Annotated in this window: 12 protein-coding genes; 3 read left to right on the top strand and 9 right to left on the bottom strand. The window is 72.7% G+C overall.

Annotated features, from left to right (window positions below; translation table 11 throughout):
* Positions 1 to 66: 66 nt before the first annotated feature.
* The gene (locus tag KI385_RS32345) at positions 67 to 4,872 is read left to right on the top strand and encodes an Lhr family helicase (protein ID WP_238575605.1); all 4,806 of its coding nucleotides are present in this window, start codon (positions 67 to 69) and stop codon (positions 4,870 to 4,872) included.
* 5 nt (positions 4,873 to 4,877) lie between these two features.
* Here the strand turns inward: KI385_RS32345 and KI385_RS32340 are convergent, their stop codons facing one another.
* Positions 4,878 to 5,780: a hypothetical protein gene (locus tag KI385_RS32340; RefSeq protein ID WP_238575604.1), complete on the bottom strand. Its 903-nt coding sequence runs from the start codon at positions 5,778 to 5,780 to the stop codon at positions 4,878 to 4,880.
* 65 nt (positions 5,781 to 5,845) lie between these two features.
* Between KI385_RS32340 and KI385_RS32335 the strand changes: the two genes are divergently transcribed.
* The gene (locus KI385_RS32335) at positions 5,846 to 6,691 is read left to right on the top strand and encodes an Fpg/Nei family DNA glycosylase (RefSeq protein ID WP_238575603.1); all 846 of its coding nucleotides are present in this window, start codon (positions 5,846 to 5,848) and stop codon (positions 6,689 to 6,691) included.
* Between the two features lie 58 nt (positions 6,692 to 6,749).
* Positions 6,750 to 7,526, top strand: coding sequence for an SDR family NAD(P)-dependent oxidoreductase (locus KI385_RS32330; protein ID WP_238575602.1), 777 nt, complete (start codon positions 6,750 to 6,752; stop codon positions 7,524 to 7,526).
* Here KI385_RS32330 and KI385_RS32325 read toward each other — a convergent pair.
* The 8 genes from KI385_RS32325 to KI385_RS32290 form a co-directional block, all read right to left on the bottom strand.
* Complete coding sequence (locus tag KI385_RS32325; RefSeq protein WP_342593482.1) at positions 7,474 to 7,836, bottom strand: hypothetical protein; 363 nt, start codon at positions 7,834 to 7,836, stop codon at positions 7,474 to 7,476. The two genes, KI385_RS32330 and KI385_RS32325, sit on opposite strands and share 53 nt — an antisense overlap.
* A gap of 139 nt (positions 7,837 to 7,975) precedes the next feature.
* Positions 7,976 to 8,446: a Dps family protein gene (locus KI385_RS32320; RefSeq protein WP_238575601.1), complete on the bottom strand. Its 471-nt coding sequence runs from the start codon at positions 8,444 to 8,446 to the stop codon at positions 7,976 to 7,978.
* A gap of 169 nt (positions 8,447 to 8,615) precedes the next feature.
* A complete protein-coding gene (locus KI385_RS32315; RefSeq protein WP_046925688.1) occupies positions 8,616 to 8,999 on the bottom strand; it encodes a helix-turn-helix domain-containing protein in 384 nt (127 codons plus the stop codon).
* 94 nt (positions 9,000 to 9,093) lie between these two features.
* Complete coding sequence (locus tag KI385_RS32310) at positions 9,094 to 9,630, bottom strand: CinA family protein (RefSeq protein WP_238575600.1); 537 nt, start codon at positions 9,628 to 9,630, stop codon at positions 9,094 to 9,096.
* Complete coding sequence (gene pgsA, locus KI385_RS32305; RefSeq protein WP_238575599.1) at positions 9,627 to 10,286, bottom strand: CDP-diacylglycerol--glycerol-3-phosphate 3-phosphatidyltransferase; 660 nt, start codon at positions 10,284 to 10,286, stop codon at positions 9,627 to 9,629. Before pgsA ends, KI385_RS32310 begins: the two co-directional genes overlap by 4 nt.
* The gene (gene rimO, locus KI385_RS32300) at positions 10,283 to 11,767 is read right to left on the bottom strand and encodes a 30S ribosomal protein S12 methylthiotransferase RimO (RefSeq protein WP_238575598.1); all 1,485 of its coding nucleotides are present in this window, start codon (positions 11,765 to 11,767) and stop codon (positions 10,283 to 10,285) included. The genes pgsA and rimO overlap by 4 nt, the downstream gene beginning before the upstream one ends.
* Positions 11,768 to 11,871: 104 nt before the next feature.
* Positions 11,872 to 12,681 carry a helix-turn-helix domain-containing protein gene (locus KI385_RS32295; RefSeq protein ID WP_238575597.1) on the bottom strand — a complete coding sequence of 270 codons (810 nt, stop codon included), beginning with the start codon at positions 12,679 to 12,681 and terminating at the stop codon, positions 11,872 to 11,874.
* 222 nt (positions 12,682 to 12,903) lie between these two features.
* Positions 12,904 to 15,687 carry a DNA translocase FtsK gene (locus tag KI385_RS32290; RefSeq protein ID WP_238575596.1) on the bottom strand — a complete coding sequence of 928 codons (2,784 nt, stop codon included), beginning with the start codon at positions 15,685 to 15,687 and terminating at the stop codon, positions 12,904 to 12,906.
* Between the last annotated feature and the right edge of the window lie 112 nt (positions 15,688 to 15,799).

The raw sequence follows: 15,799 nt of genomic DNA, 5'->3' as shown, positions 1-15,799 counted from the left end.
CCGCGGCAGCGGCCGGTGCACCGCGCGGACGCCGCATTGTCAGTGGTCCGGTGCACGATGGGGGACATGGCTCAGGCAGCGCTCGAATCCTTCTCCCCCGCGACCCGCGGCTGGTTCGCCGGGGCGTTCAGCGCGCCCACCGCCGCCCAGGAAGGTGCCTGGCGGGCGATCGGCGCGGGCTCCGACGTCCTGGTGGTGGCGCCGACGGGCTCCGGCAAGACCCTCGCCGCCTTCCTCGCGTCGCTGGACGCGCTGGCGAGCACTCCCCCGCCCGCCGAGCCGAAGAAGCGCTGCCGGGTGCTGTATGTCTCGCCGCTGAAGGCGCTGGCCGTCGATGTCGAGCGCAATCTGCGCAGTCCGCTGACGGGCATCCGCCAGGAGTCGGTCCGCCTCGGGCTGCCGGAGCCGGACATCACGGTCGCCATCCGCTCCGGGGACACTCCGCCCGCCGAGCGCCGGTCGATCGCCAACCGCCCGCCGGACATCCTCATCACGACCCCCGAGTCGCTGTTCCTGATGCTGACGTCCTCGGCCCGCGAGGCGCTGGCGGGCGTCGAGACGGTGATCCTGGACGAGGTCCATGCGGTCGCCGGCACGAAGCGCGGTGCGCATCTGGCGCTGTCCCTGGAGCGGCTGGACGAGCTCCTGGACCGGCCCGCGCGCCGGATCGGGCTGTCGGCGACGGTCCGCCCGGTGGAGGAGGTGGCCCGCTATCTGTCGCCCCAGCGCCGGGTGGAGATCGTCCAGCCGCCGTCCGGGAAGCAGTTCGACCTCTCGGTGGTCGTCCCGGTGGAGGACATGGGCGAGCTGGGCGGCTCACCGGTCCAGGAGGGCGAGACCGGCGAGAAGCCGTCCATCTGGCCGCAGGTCGAGGAGAAGATCGCCGATCTCGTCCAGGCCCATCGCTCCACGATCGTCTTCGCCAACTCCCGCCGCCTGGCGGAGCGGCTGTGCAACCGGCTCAACGAGATCGCCTACGAGCGCTCCACGGGCGCTGTGCTCGATGCGCACGGCTCCGCCACGGCGCTGCCCGAGCACCACTCCCCGGCGGAGCTGATGGGCGGGTCCGGCGCCGCCAAGGGGGCGCCGCCGTTGCTGGCCCGCGCCCACCACGGCTCGGTCTCCAAGGAGCAACGCGCCCAGGTGGAGGAGGACTTGAAGGCGGGCCGGCTGCCGGCCGTGGTCGCCACCTCCAGTCTGGAGCTGGGCATCGACATGGGCGCGGTCGATCTGGTCGTCCAGGTGGAGTCGCCGCCGTCGGTCGCCTCCGGGCTGCAGCGGGTCGGCCGGGCCGGCCATCAGGTCGGCGCGGTCTCGACGGGCATCGTCTTCCCCAAGTACCGGGGCGATCTGGTGCAGGCGGCCGTGGTCACCGAACGGATGCGCTCGGGTGCCATCGAAGCGCTGCGGGTGCCCGCCAATCCGCTGGACGTCCTCGCCCAGCAGCTCGTCGCCATGACCGCGATGGAGACCTGGGACGTCGAGGAGCTGCTGGCCGTCGTCCGGCGGGCCGCCCCGTTCGCCGCGCTCCCCGAGTCGGCGTTCACGGCGGTGCTGGACATGCTCGCCGGCCGCTACCCCTCCGACGCCTTCGCCGAGCTGCGGCCGCGCCTGGTGTGGGACCGCGTCGCACAGACCGTCACCGGCCGCCCCGGCGCCCAGCGGCTGGCCGTCACCTCCGGCGGCACGATCCCCGACCGCGGTCTGTTCGGTGTGTTCCTGGCGGGCGACTCCGGCAAGGGTGGCGGGGGCCGCCGGGTGGGCGAGCTCGACGAGGAGATGGTCTACGAGTCCCGCGTCGGCGATGTCTTCACGCTCGGCACGACGTCCTGGCGCATCGAGGACATCACCCGCGACCGGGTGCTGGTCACCCCCGCCCCCGGGGTTCCCGGCCGGCTGCCGTTCTGGAAGGGCGACCAGCTGGGCCGCCCCCTCGAACTGGGCCGTGCGCTGGGCGCGTTCCTCCGGGAGATCGGCTCGCTCGCCCCGGAGGACGCCGGGGCCCGGCTGGCCGCCGCCGGGCTGGACGACTGGGCGACGTCCAATGTGCTGGGCTATCTCGCCGAACAGAAGCAGGCCTGCGGCCATGTGCCGGACGACCGCACGATCGTCGTCGAGCGGTTCCGCGACGAGCTCGGCGACTGGCGGGTGGTCATCCACTCCCCCTTCGGCGCGCAGGTCCACGCCCCCTGGGCGCTGGCCCTCGGCGCCCGCCTGGCCGAGCGCTACGGCATGGACGCCCAGGTGATGCACGCCGACGACGGCATCGTGCTGCGGCTGCCCGACGCCGACCTGATGGGCCTCGACCTCCTCGACGGGGACGGTTTCGATCCGGCCTCCGACCCGGGCCCACTCGCCCGCGGCGCGGAGTACGACCCCGAGCAGTCCCCCGTGGGGGCGTCCGATGTCGCCTTCGACCAGGGCGAGGTCGACCAACTCGTCACGGACCAGGTCGGCGGGTCCGCGCTCTTCGCCTCCCGTTTCCGCGAATGCGCCGCCCGGGCCCTGCTGCTGCCGCGGCGCAGCCCCGGCAAGCGCACCCCGCTGTGGCAGCAGCGCCAGCGCGCCGCCCAACTCCTCCAGGTGGCCAGCGAGTTCGGGTCCTTCCCGATCGTGCTGGAGGCCGTCCGCGAGTGCCTCCAGGACGTCTTCGACGTACCGGGCCTGACGGAGCTGATGGGCGATATCGAGGCCCGCCGGGTCCGCCTGGTGGAGGTCACCACCCCCGAGCCGTCCCCGTTCGCCCGCTCGCTGCTGTTCGGCTATGTCGCCCAGTTCCTGTACGAGGGCGACTCCCCGCTCGCCGAGCGCCGCGCCGCCGCCCTCTCCCTGGATTCCCGGCTGCTCGCCGAGCTGCTGGGCCAGGCCGAGCTGCGCGAGCTGCTGGACGCCGAGGTGCTGGCCGAGCTGGAGCATGAGCTCCAGTGGCGTACGGAGGACCGGCGCGTCAAGGACGCCGAGGGCGTCGCCGATGTGCTGCGGCTGCTGGGGCCGCTGACCGACGCCGAGCTGGTCGAGCGCGGCGCGGATCCGGCGTGGCCGCGGGAGCTGGCCGCCGCCCGCCGCGCCATCACGGTGCGGATCGCCGGCGCCGACCACTGGGCCGCCGTCGAGGACGCCGGCCGGCTGCGCGACGCCCTCGGCACGGCGCTGCCCGTCGGCGTCCCGGAGTCGTTCACCGAACCGGTCAAGGACCCGCTCGGCGACCTGCTGTCCCGTTACGCCCGCACGCACGGCCCGTTCACCTCCGAGCAGGCGGCCGCCCGCTTCGGCCTCGGCACGGCCGTCACCGACGGCGCCCTGCACCGCCTCGCCGCCGCCGGCCGGGTCGTCCAGGGCGAGTTCCACCCCGCGGGCATCGGCCAGGAGTGGTGCGACGCCCAGGTGCTGCGCAGGCTGCGCCGCCGCTCGCTCGCCGCGCTGCGCGAGGAGCTCGAACCGGTGCCGCCCGCCGCCCTCGCCGCCTTCCTCCCCCAGTGGCAGCACGTCGGCGCCCCGCGCCCGGCGTCGGCGAGCGGGGTGCAGGCGCCAGGTTCGTCGCACGGCCTGCGCGGCATCGACGGCCTGGTGCGCGCCATCGAGCAGCTGCAGGGCGCGCCGGTGCCGGCCTCCGCCCTGGAGAAGCTGGTACTGCCGTCCCGCGTCGGCGGCTACACCCCCGCCCTGCTGGACGAACTCACCTCCACCGGCGAGGTGTTGTGGGCCGGCGCCGGCGCGCTCCCCGGCAAGGACGGCTGGCTCTCCCTCCATCTCGCCGACACCGCCCCGCTGCTGCTCCAGCCGCCGCTCCCGCTGGAACTGACCGCGCTGCACGAGTCGTTGCTGGCCGCCCTCGCTCCCGGATACGGCCTGTTCTTCCGCCAGCTCGCCGACCAGGTGCGGGCCACCACCCACCCCGATGCCACCGACCCGCAACTGGCCGACGCCCTGTGGGATCTGGCCTGGTCGGGCCGGCTGACCAATGACACCCTCGCCCCGCTGCGCGCCCTTCTGGGCTCGGGCCGTACGGCCGGCTCGACCGCCCACCGCGCCCGGCGAGCCGTCCCCCGAGGCCGATGGGGGCACGGGGGAGGCCCACTGACCGCGGCGACGGGCCGCAGCGGCCGCCCCACCGCCTCCCGCTCCGGTCCGCCGACCGTGGGCGGCCGCTGGTCCCTGCTGCCCGCCCCGGAAACGGACGCCACCCACCGCGCCCATGCCCTGGCCCGCGCGCTCCTGGACCGGCACGGCATCGTCACCCGCGGTGCGGTCGCCGCCGAGGGGGTCGAGGGCGGGTTCTCCGCCGCGTATCGCGTACTGGCCGCCTTCGAGGAATCCGGACAGGCCCGCCGCGGCTATGTCGTCGAGGGGCTGGGCGCCGCCCAGTTCGCGATGGACGGCGCGGTGGACCGGCTGCGCGCGATCAGCACTCAGCGGGAGCGCACCGCCGACGACGCCCTCCCGGACACGGCCCCTGCGCAGTCCCGGCGCGGCGGCCCGCAGCGCGCCGTCGTGCTGGCCGCCGCCGACCCGGCCAACGCCTACGGTGCCGCCCTGCCCTGGCCCGACCCGCCCGAGGGCTCGACGCACAAGCCCGGCCGCAAGGCGGGCTCCCTGGTCGTCCTGGTCGACGGCGAGCTGACGCTCTACATGGAGCGCGGCGGCAAGACCCTGCTCCTGTGGCCGCTCGGCCACGACCCCGCGGAGGCCGCCACCGACTCCCGTCTCCAGCTCGCCGTCGAGGCGCTCACCGACGCCGCCCGCGCCGGCGCCGTGGGCACCATCACCACCGAACGCATCAACGGCTCCGCCGCCCTGACCTCCCCCTTCGCCGCCCTCCTGGAATCCGCCGGATTCCACCCGACCCCGCGGGGGCTGCGGCTGCGGGGGTGACGGGATCAGCCGACCGGTTCGCCCGTCGCCGACGGGTCGCGCAGCGCCGCCAGCCCCGCGCACAGTGCCTCGGGAAAGGCCGGCTCGGCGCGCCGGACGGCCGCGCAGCCGGCGGTCTGCGTCGTGGTGATCGCGCGCCAGGCGTCCGCCGTCGCGCGGTAGAACCACCGGGTGGTACGGACGCCGGAGACGCAGTCCGGGCCCGGGTCGCCGCACGCCGCCCCGGTCCGCGAGGAGATGTCCAGCACCAGCCATCGCCCGTCGCAGCCGCGCCGGTCCCACTGGGAGTGCTGCGGGACATCCGCGTCGGCGAGCGCCTGCTGGTACGACGCGCCCGTGCAGCCGACCGGCGCCGGATCACAGCCCTGGTCACCGCAGCGGCGCAGCGCCGGCGCCTTGGCGCCATGGGCGGTGAAGACGTCCTGGCTGTTGATGAAGACCTGCTGGTCGCCCACGGCCTTCGGCAGCCGCACCCGGGTCGTCTCCGGTCGCGACACGGTGCATCCCGACCACCGGTCCGCGGAGCGGGACTCGTAGGTGACCGTGACGTACACCGTGCCGTGCTCCACGGTGTCGACCACGCCGCGCAGCCCGCGGGCACAGCGCTCCTCCCCGTGCCCGCCGGCGGCCGCGGCCACCTGCACCGTCACGGCGAGCGTCCGCCCACCGCCCTCGGTACGTACCGCATCGATGGACGACGGCGCTCCGCGCCGCCAGGGGATCGCCGCGGCGGCCGTCGCCCGGGGCGTACCGCCGTCGTCCGGCCTCCCCGCGGCCCTCGCCTCCTCGTGCCCGCCCCTGGTGAACAGCACCGCACCGCACACCACGAGCACCACCGCCAGCAGTGCCCCCACGATCGTCAGCACCCGCGCGCCCCGCGCCGCCCCCGGCTCCCCGCTCTTCTCCATCGCTCCCCCGCGTCCCCCGAACCGCGGGCGACACCCGCGATCACCACTCCCGGCATGATGGTGGCATGCCCGAAGGTGACACCGTCTGGCGTTTGGCCCAGCGGCTGCACAATGCGCTGGCCGGCAGCCCGCTGACCCGCTGCGATCTGCGCGTCCCCCGGCTCGCGACGGTGGATCTGACCGGCCGCGGCGTGCTGGAGGTGGTCCCCCGCGGCAAGCATCTCCTCACCCGCTTCGAGGGCGGCCTCACCCTGCACTCCCATCTGCGGATGGACGGTGCCTGGAAGATCTACGCGCCGGCCGAGCGCTGGCGCGGCGGCCCCGCCCACCAGATCAGGGCGATCCTCGGCACCGCGGAACACACCGCCGTCGGCTATCGCCTGCCCGTGCTCGATCTGCTGCGCACCGCCGACGAGGCCCGGGTCGTCGGCCACCTGGGACCCGACCTCCTCGGCCCGGACTGGGACCCGGCGGAGGCACTGCGCCGGCTGCTCTCCGCCCCGGACCGGCCGCTCGGCGAGGCCCTGCTCGACCAGCGCAATCTCGCCGGCATCGGCAATGTCTACAAGTCCGAACTGTGCTTCTTGCTGCGCGCCTCGCCCTGGCTCCCCCTGGGGCAGCTGCCCACCCCGGAACGCGTGCCCGCCCTCGCCAGGAAGCTCCTCGAAGCCAACAGGCAACGCCCCGCCCGCACCACCACCCCCTGGGGGTACCGCCCACGTCCGTCTGAGGGCAGTGGGGGAGCCCGCCCCGATCGCCGGCTGTGGGTCTACGGCCGGGCCGGTCGCCCCTGCCTGCGCTGCGGTACGAAGGTCCGCACCGCCGACCAGGACCCCACCGCCGAGGAGCGCGTCACCTACTGGTGCCCCACCTGCCAGCCCGCCCCGCCGCCCGACCGGCCCGTCGGCTGACCTCTGCGCACCGTCCCACCAATTGACGACCCGTCAGATCTCTCCCTACTCTCACACCATGCCTCTCACGGCGTACGACCTCACGGGCCGCACCGCGATCGTCACCGGCGCGGCGAGAGGGATCGGCCGCGCCACCGCCGCCCTCCTCGCCGAGGCCGGCGCCACCGTGTACTGCGCGGACCTCGATGACCGGGGCATCGAGGCAACCGCCGCCGCCATCACCGCGGCGGGCGGCTCGGCACACCCCCGCCCCCTCGATGTCACCCGGCGCGACCAGGTCGCCGCCGTCGTCGATGCCGCCCTCGACGCCACCGGCCGCCTCGATGTGATGGCGAACATCGCCGGGATCATGCACTCCTCCGCCGTCCTGGAGACCGAGGACGCGGATCTGGACCGGGTCTGGAACACCAACTTCAAGGGCGTGCTGTACGGCTGCCAGGAGGCCGCCCGCGCCATGATCGCCACCGCCACCCGGGGCTCCATCGTGACCATGGCCTCCGGCGCCATCGACACCGGAGCGCCCGGCCTGCTCTGTTACGGCGCCGCCAAGGCCGCCGTCGTACAGCTCACCAAGACCCTCGCCACGGAGGTCGGCCGGCACGGCATCCGCGTCAATGCCGTCGCCCCGGGCTGGATCCGTACGGCGATGACCGACCGGCACACCGCCGAGGCACAGCAGCAGGCGGAGAAGCCGATGATCCGGATGTCACCTCTGGGGAGGGTGGGAGAGCCCGAGGACATCGCGCACGCCGTGCTCCACCTGGCGTCCGATGCCTCGTCCTTCACGACCGGCCAGATCCTCCGCCCGAACGGCGGCGTCGCCATGCCCTGGTGAGCGCCGCCCGGCAGGCCTGTCGCACCTCTCGGGCCGTGATCCGCCGGCGGGTGCCCTCGCGGCGCCCCGTCCACGGCACGCAGTGCACCGGCAGCAGACTGAGCCCCCAACCGCCCAGCACCACGGCGCCCTCGACCACGCCCGCCGTACGCGGCCACACCGCCAGCCGGACCGCGGCCCACCACCACAGTCCGCCGACGAGAGCCGCGGATATCCAGCGCCCCGGCACGGACCGCGGACGCCGGCCGGACGGCTCACCGGCCGAGCGCCGTCCGGCCGGCCCACGAGCCGCGAAGTCACGCCACGCCATGGCTGCCTCCTGCGGCCGACGCTAGACGGGGCCCGCCGCCCGGCGGGAGGGCGCACCGGGGCATTTCCGGCGCACAGGGGGCACCGCGAGCCCCGGAAGGCGCCGAGGGCCCGAGCCGCTCAGCGAGCGGCGTCGTGCGTCACTCGGACTCGGCCTGGAACATCCAGTGGTGCTTCTCCAGGTCGGCGGTGAGACCGATGAGGATGTCCTGGCTGACCGGGTCCGGTTCCGCGGTGGCGGTGATCCGCTCGCGCATCCGGCCGATGACCGCGCTCAGCCCCTTCACCATGACCTTCACCACTTCGCCGTCCTTGATCCAGCCGTCCTGCACCTCGCCGATGCCGCTGGTCTTGGCGACGGTGACGGCCCGCCCGTCGGGGGACACACCGATCGCGGACGCCCGCTCGGCCACCGTGTCGGCGTGCGTGCGCGCGCTGGCAACCACGTCGTCGAGCTGGAGGTGTACGGAGCGGAAGCGCGGACCGATGACGTTCCAGTGCACCTGCTTCGCCACGAGAGAGAGGTCCACCAGGTCCACGAGCGCTCCCTGCAGGGCGTTCCCGACGGTGGTGCGGTCTTCGTCGGACAGCGTGCTCTTGACGACAGACATCCAGATACTCCTGTTCGGGCGATCCATCCGATATATCCGATTTCGCCATCGTACAAATGAATCGCCCGTTCCGAGCTGCCCGGACGGGCCGGCCGGGCGCGCACCCGGACAGCACAAAGCCCCGGTGGGCTGCTGCCCACCGGGGCTTCGGTGCGTACGGACAGGGGTGTCAGGCCGCGACGACATCCACGACGTCTGCCGGGGACTTGATGGTCACGCGGTCCTCCGGCACACCGGCCAGGGACGTGACCGACACCGAATTGAGCTTCGGCCGCACCGGTGCGGGCACCGGGTCGCTCGCGGCCGCGGACGCTGCCAGCTCGGCGAGCGCCAGCTCGTCGCTGACCTCCCGCATGAGCTCGGACATGCGCACATCCAGCGCGTCACAGATCGCCGAGAGCAGCTCGGAGGAGGCCTCCTTCTGCCCCCTCTCGACCTCGGACAAATAGCCGAGCGATACCCGAGCGGAGGAAGAGACCTCGCGCAGGGTTCGGCCCTGGCGCTGACGCTGTCGGCGCAGCACGTCACCCAGCAGGCGACGAAGCAGAATCATCGCTGGCTCCCTCCTCGGACCTCGGATCCGGATCCTTCTCGCCCCACCGTACCGCCTCGGGCGGTACCAGTGCCGGGCGCAAGTACGTGTTCACTCAGGGCTGCAAACATCCATTCCCCCCGTGTTGTTCCGTATCCTGTGCCCGCATATTTTCTGTCAGTTCGCTCAACAACAGTGCGAGCACGGCGTCGATGGTGTCCTGGCGGATCCGGTCACGATCCCCCGCGAGCGCCAGCCGGCGCACCGCTCCGGCACCGTCCGGGCCCTGGACCGCCACGAAAACGGTGCCCACCGGCTGCCCGTCCTGCGGCCCGGGCCCGGCCACTCCCGTCGTGGCGATGCCCCAGTCGGCGCCCAGCACCCGCCGCACACCGGCCGCCATCTGCCGCGCGACCTCGCCGTCCACGGCTCCGCGCGCGGCCAGCAGGGCGCCGTCGACGCCCAGCAGCTCCTGCTTGAGCTCGGTGGCGTACGCCGTGATCGAGCCACGGAAGACCCGCGAGGCCCCGGGGACGGCGGTCAGTGCGCCCGACACCAGGCCGCCGGTCAGGGATTCGGCCACCGCCAGGCTCTGCCCACGCCCGGCGAGCAGCTCCAGCGCCCCGGCCGCGACAGAACCCGGCCCGGTCACCGGGCCGTGTCCCTCTCGGCCTGCTCGGCCCGCAGGGCCCGCTCCCGGGCCAGTCCCGCCCGGCGCAGCACCACGGCCTGCCGGACGTAGTCGAGACCGGTGGCGACCGTCAGCACGACGGCCACCGCCATCACCCACCAGCGGAAGGTGGCGAGTGGACCGGTCAGCACCAGGACGTACATGCCCACCGCGGTGCCCTGCGCCAATGTCTTGATTTTGCCGCCACGACTGGCCGGAATGACCCCATGCTTGATCACCCAGAACCGCATCAGGGTGATGCCGAGCTCACGGAAGAGGATCACGCCCGTCACCCACCAGGGCAGATCGCCCAGCACCGACAGACAGATCAGCGCGGCTCCCATGATCGCCTTGTCCGCGATCGGGTCGGCGATCTTGCCGAAGTCGGTGACCAGGTTGTAGGCGCGCGCCAGATGCCCGTCGAAGACATCGGTGATCATGGCGACGGCGAACGCGGCCCAGGCGAAGGCGCGCCAGGCCCGGTCGGTTCCGTCGTCGTGCATCAGCAGCAGGACGAAGGCCGGGACCAGCACCAGCCTCAGCATCGTCAGGACGTTGGCGATGTTCCACAGCCCGGCCTGCCGGACGACCGGCGCCGTGCGCGGCCCACCGGCTGCGGAAGCCGGGACTCCGGTCATCTGCCCGCCTCCTCGGTACACCCCGTGCCGTCCACCGACAGCACCTCCGCCACGAGGTCCACGCCCTCGCTCGCCACCACCTTTGCTTCGACCATACGACCGGGCGAAAGCTCCTGGTCGGTCGAGAGCAGGGTGACGCCGTCGGTCTCCGGCGCCTGGTGCGCGGCCCGCCCCACGACGCCGTCCTCGTCGTCGATCCGGTCCACCAGCACCCGCACCGTCTCGCCGACCCGCTCCTCGGCGCGCTGCGCGGTCAGCTCCTCGGCCAGCCGCGACACCCGCGCCAGCCGGTCGGCGACCTCGTCCGGGTCGACCTTGTTCTCGTACGAGGCGGCCTCCGTGCCGTCCTCGTCGGAGTAGCCGAAGACGCCGATGGCATCGAGCCGGGCCTCGGTGATGAAGCGCTCCAGCTCCGCCAGATCGGCCTCGCTCTCGCCGGGGAAACCGACGATGAAGTTGGAGCGGGCACCGGCCTGCGGCGCCTTCGTACGGATCTGCTCCAGCAGCTCCAGGAAGCGGTCGGTGTCGCCGAACCGCCGCATCGCCCGCAGCACACCGGGCGCCGAGTGCTGGAAGGACAGATCGAAGTACGGCGCCACCTTGTCGGTGCCGGTCAGCACCTCGACCAGGCCCGGACGCATCTCGGCGGGCTGCAGATAGCTGACCCGGATCCGCTCGATGCCGTCGACGGCCGCCAGCTCCGGCAGCAGCGTCTCCAGCAGCCGGATGTCGCCGAGGTCCTTGCCGTAGGAGGTGTTGTTCTCGGAGACCAGCATGATCTCCTTGACGCCCTGCTCGGCCAGCCAGCGCGTCTCACCGAGCACATCGGAGGGCCGGCGGGAGATGAACGAGCCGCGGAAGGACGGGATGGCGCAGAACGAGCAGCGCCGGTCGCAGCCGGACGCCAGCTTCACCGAGGCCACCGGGCTGCTGCCGAGCCGGCGGCGCAGCGGCGCCCGCGGCCCGGAGGCCGGTGCGACGCCCTCCGGCAGATCCTCGGGCGCAGTGTCCTGGGCGTGACCGGGCAGTGCGACATCGGCGGCGTCCTGGCGCTCGGCCGGGCTGATCGGCAGCAGCTTGCGGCGGTCGCGGGGGGTGTGCGAGGCGTGGATGCCGCCGTTCAGGATGGTCTGCAGACGGTCGGAGATATCGCTGTAGTCGTCGAAGCCGAGCACACCGTCGGCCTCGGGCAGCGCCTCGGCGAGCTCCTTGCCGTAGCGCTCGGCCATGCAGCCGACGGCGACCACGGCCTGGGTCCGGCCATGATCCTTCAGATCGTTGGCTTCCAGCAGGGCATCGACGGAGTCCTTCTTGGCGGCCTCGACGAAACCACAGGTGTTGACAACGGCGACATCGGCATCGGCGGCTTCCTCGACCAGCTCCCAGCCGTCCGCTGCCAGGCGGCCTGCGAGCTCCTCCGAGTCCACCTCGTTACGGGCGCAGCCAAGAGTGACAAGGGCGACGGTACGGCGTTCGGGCATAGGCCTCAGCCTACTTCGTCCCGGCCACCTCCTTGGCGCGCAGGTCTCCGCCGCCGGTCCCGGGCGCTCCGGGCCGGGCGGCGGACGCCCCCTGGCGTGCGGTCTCAGCCCGCCTGGGGGTCCCCGGGGGTGTAGCTGAGCCGCTCGACGGTGCCCTTGTCGCCGATCTCCTTGACCTCCTTGCCGTTGACGTACAGCTGTACGGCTCCGGCGTTGCCGAGGACCAGGTCGATCCGTTCCTTGTCGGTGATGGTCTTGGACTCGCCCTGCTTGAGCAGGCCGTCCTCCAGGAGCTTGCCGTTGGCGTCCTTGGCGGAGATCCAGCTCTGGCCGTCGCGGGCGGTCACCTTGATCGTGACCTTGTCCTTCGGCAGGCCGGCGACGGCGCTGTCGGAGGGCTCGGGGTTGATGGGCGGCTTGATGGTCGAGGGATGGCGGGTGGGCGCGGGCGCCGGCTTCGCATGGGTGTCGCCGCCGGCGATCGGGCCGCCGCCGCTCTTGTCACCGCCGGTGAAGAGCGTGAAGCCCACGAACCCGATCACCGCGACGATCGCCGCGACCATCGCGGCCGTCCAATTGGGGCGGCGCGGCTCGGAGCGGATCCGTTCGGCTTCGTAGATCGGCGCGGCGAGGGTGGTAGGCGCGGGCCGGCCGCCGTGCTCGGCATCGAAATGGTCGATCAGCGGCTGGGGGTCGAGGGCGACGGCGCGGGCCAGCGCTCTGATGTGTCCCCGGGCGTAGACGTCGCCGCCGCAGCGCGAGAAGTCGTCCTGCTCGATCGCGTGCACGATGGGAATGCGCACCCGTGTCGTCGTACTGACCTCTTCGACGGTCAGTCCCGCTCCGATACGGGCCTGCTGGAGGGCATGACCGACGGAAGGCCGGTCTGCTTCGGGGGAGTTGCCGATGGACACGGGGGCGCCTTTCGAGCGTGTAGCCACCTGCTGGAAGTTCAGTCTAGGGGTGGAGCGAAAGGGTCGGGCAAGCGGGAGAGCGCACTTTGTACGCCATCAGAACGCCCGCGGCGGTGCCAGGGAGCTTGATGATGAAGCATCGTTCCCTCACCTCCCTCAACTTGACGTATCGGCAGGAGAAACGGTTGCTTTCTTCTCTCGCACAGGTGACCCATGAGTGTGCTACTCGGTAGCCTCCCCCCGGATCACCGCCAGCACTCCGTCCAATTCATCCGGCTTCACCAGGACATCGCGCGCCTTGGACCCCTCGCTGGGCCCGACGATGTTGCGTGACTCCATCAGGTCCATCAGCCGCCCGGCCTTGGCGAACCCCACCCGCAGCTTGCGCTGGAGCATCGACGTCGACCCGAACTGGGTGGAAACGACCAGCTCAGCGGCCTGACACAGCAGATCGAGGTCATCGCCGATGTCCTCGTCGATCTCCTTCTTCTTCGCCGTGCCGACGGTGACGTCCTCGCGGAAGACGGGCGCCATCTGATCCTTGCAGTGCTGGACGATGGCCGCGACCTCGGCCTCGGTCACGAACGCACCCTGCATACGGACCGGCTTGTTGGCGCCCATCGGCAGGAACAGCCCGTCGCCCTTGCCGATCAGCTTCTCGGCGCCCGGCTGATCCAGGATGACCCGGCTGTCGGCGAGCGAGGAGGTGGCGAACGCGAGCCGGGAGGGCACATTGGCCTTGATCAGACCGGTGACCACATCGACGGACGGGCGCTGGGTGGCGAGCACCAGATGGATTCCGGCCGCGCGGGCGAGCTGGGTGATGCGGACGATGGAGTCCTCCACATCCCGCGGCGCGACCATCATCAGGTCCGCCAGCTCGTCGACGATGACCAGCAGATACGGGTACGGCGAGAGCTCGCGCTCGCTGCCCCCGGGCGAGCTGACCTTGCCGGCTCGCACCGCTTCGTTGAAGTCGTCGATGTGCCGGAAGCCGTAGGCCGCGAGATCGTCGTAGCGCAGATCCATCTCGCGGACCACCCACTGCAGCGCCTCAGCGGCGCGCTTGGGGTTGGTGATGATCGGCGTGATCAGATGCGGGATGCCTTCGTACGCGGTCAGCTCGACGCGCTTGGGGTCGACCAGCACCATCCGGACGTCCTCCGGGGTGGCCCGCACCATGACCGAGGTGATCAGGCAGTTGATGCAGGAGGACTTGCCGGAACCCGTGGCACCGGCGACCAGGACGTGCGGCATCTTCGTCATGTTGGCCATGACATAGCCGCCCTCGACGTCCTTGCCGAGCGCCACCAGCATCGGATGCTCGTCGCCCGCGGCGTCGGCCAGCCGCAGCACATCGCCGAGATTGACCATCTCGCGGTCGGTGTTGGGGATCTCGATGCCGACCGCGGACTTGCCGGGGATCGGGCTGATGATGCGGACGTCGGGGCTGGCCACGGCGTAGGCGATGTTCTTGGCCAGCGCGGTGATCTTCTCGACCTTGACGGCCGGGCCGAGCTCGACCTCGTAGCGGGTGACCGTCGGGCCGCGGGTGAAGCCGGTGACCGCGGCGTCGACCTTGAACTCCTGGAAGACCGTGGTCAGCGCGGTCACTATGGCGTCGTTCGCCGCACTGCGGGTCTTGCCCGGACCACCGCGCGAGAGCAGGTCCAGCGAGGGCAGCGCGTAGGTGATGTCGCCGGACAGCTGGAGCTGCTCGGCGCGCGCCGGCAGATCGCCGGACGGCTCGGGCGGGGCCTTGGTGAAGTCCGGGACGGACGGGGTGTGCGAGACCGCCGTCGGCTGCGGGTCCGCGCCGCGGGCCGGCGGCACCGTGCCGCTCTCCCCCGTGGTGTCCTCGGCGTCGCTCTCCCGGCGCTCCCCCGAGATGCTGCTGCTGAGTCCGGCGACGAGCGGTGAGGGCTGGACGCCGTGCAGCACCGCGCCGTCCAGCGCGGCGGCGGCCGCGGCGGCGACATCCACCGCGTCCATCGGCCGGTCCATGGCGGGCTGTACGGAGGCCCGGCGCGGGCGGCGCCGCTTGGCCAGGGCCGCTTCCTCTATCGCGTCCGGGTCGGTCGCGGCGGGTCCGGCGGCGGCGCCGCGGCGCGGCCTGCGGGCTGGCTGCTCACGCCACTCCTCGGCGTACTCCTCGTACTCGTCGGCCTCGTAGGCATCCGGCTCGGGCTCCGCGGGGTGCACCACGCCCAGCCGGACGCCCAGCGCCCGCAGCCGCTGCGGAATGGCGTTCACCGGCGTCGCGGTGACCACCAGCAGCCCGAAGAGGGTCAGCAGCGCCAGCAGCGCCACGGCCAGGGTCTGTCCGACGGTGAAGATCAGCGGCTTGGAGGCGACCCATCCGAGATAGCCGCCGGCGTCCTGTATGGCGGCGAGACCTTCGCCCCGGCCCGGCGATCCGCAGGCCATCGCGACCTGTCCGAGGACGCCGACGACGAGCGCGGACAGCCCGATGATGATCCGGCCGTTGGCCTCCGGCCGCTCGGGATGGCGGATGAGCCGTAGCGCGATGCCGCCCAGCAGTATCGGTACGACCAGATCGAGGCGGCCGAACGCGCCGGTCACCAGCAGCTCGACGAGCTCGCCGACCGGGCCGCTCAGGTTGGACCAGGTGCCGGCCGCGATGACCAGCGACAGGCCGAGCAGCAGCAGCGCCAGCCCGTCCTTGCGGTGCGCCGGGTCGAGGTTCTTCGCACCGCGGCCCATACCGCGGAACATCGCCCCGATGGCGTGCGCGAGCCCCAGCCAGCAGGCGCGGGCGAGGCGGTAGACACCGCCGGTGGGTGACGGCGCCGGTTTGGGCGCGGCCTTCTTGGCGGGTGACTTCTTGGCCGGGGCCTTCTTCGCGGCCGCGGCTTTCTTGGCCGGCGGCTTCGCGGGCGCCTTCTTCGCGACGACCTTCTTGGCGGCGCCCCCGGACCGTCCGGCGCGCTGCTTCGAGGGGCCCGCCGTGCTCTGGGTTCCCTTGCCGGACGTACGTGAGGCCATGGCGACGAGATTACAGGCGAACGCGGGCATGACACGAGCGCACGGCGCTTCACCCATCCGTGTCGCGCGCCCGCCTCATGAAAGGGCGTCAGTGCGTGTCCCGCGTCCCGGC

Source organism: Streptomyces inhibens, from assembly GCF_022221585.1.
Taxonomy (GTDB): Bacteria; Actinomycetota; Actinomycetes; order Streptomycetales; family Streptomycetaceae; genus Streptomyces; species Streptomyces inhibens.
This window is presented reverse-complemented; position numbering and strand designations above follow the sequence as displayed.

Excerpts from the sequence above, each read along its gene's own strand:
- KI385_RS32345 (WP_238575605.1), top strand. The coding sequence starts at position 67 with ATGGCTCAGGCAGCGCTCGAATCCTTCTCCCCCGCGACCCGCGGCTGG.
- KI385_RS32340 (WP_238575604.1), bottom strand. The coding sequence starts at position 5,780 with ATGGAGAAGAGCGGGGAGCCGGGGGCGGCGCGGGGCGCGCGGGTGCTG.
- KI385_RS32335 (WP_238575603.1), top strand. The coding sequence starts at position 5,846 with ATGCCCGAAGGTGACACCGTCTGGCGTTTGGCCCAGCGGCTGCACAAT.
- KI385_RS32330 (WP_238575602.1), top strand. The coding sequence starts at position 6,750 with ATGCCTCTCACGGCGTACGACCTCACGGGCCGCACCGCGATCGTCACC.
- KI385_RS32325 (WP_342593482.1), bottom strand. The coding sequence starts at position 7,836 with ATGGCGTGGCGTGACTTCGCGGCTCGTGGGCCGGCCGGACGGCGCTCG.
- KI385_RS32320 (WP_238575601.1), bottom strand. The coding sequence starts at position 8,446 with ATGTCTGTCGTCAAGAGCACGCTGTCCGACGAAGACCGCACCACCGTC.
- KI385_RS32315 (WP_046925688.1), bottom strand. The coding sequence starts at position 8,999 with ATGATTCTGCTTCGTCGCCTGCTGGGTGACGTGCTGCGCCGACAGCGT.
- pgsA (WP_238575599.1), bottom strand. The coding sequence starts at position 10,286 with ATGACCGGAGTCCCGGCTTCCGCAGCCGGTGGGCCGCGCACGGCGCCG.
- rimO (WP_238575598.1), bottom strand. The coding sequence starts at position 11,767 with ATGCCCGAACGCCGTACCGTCGCCCTTGTCACTCTTGGCTGCGCCCGT.
- KI385_RS32290 (WP_238575596.1), bottom strand. The coding sequence starts at position 15,687 with ATGGCCTCACGTACGTCCGGCAAGGGAACCCAGAGCACGGCGGGCCCC.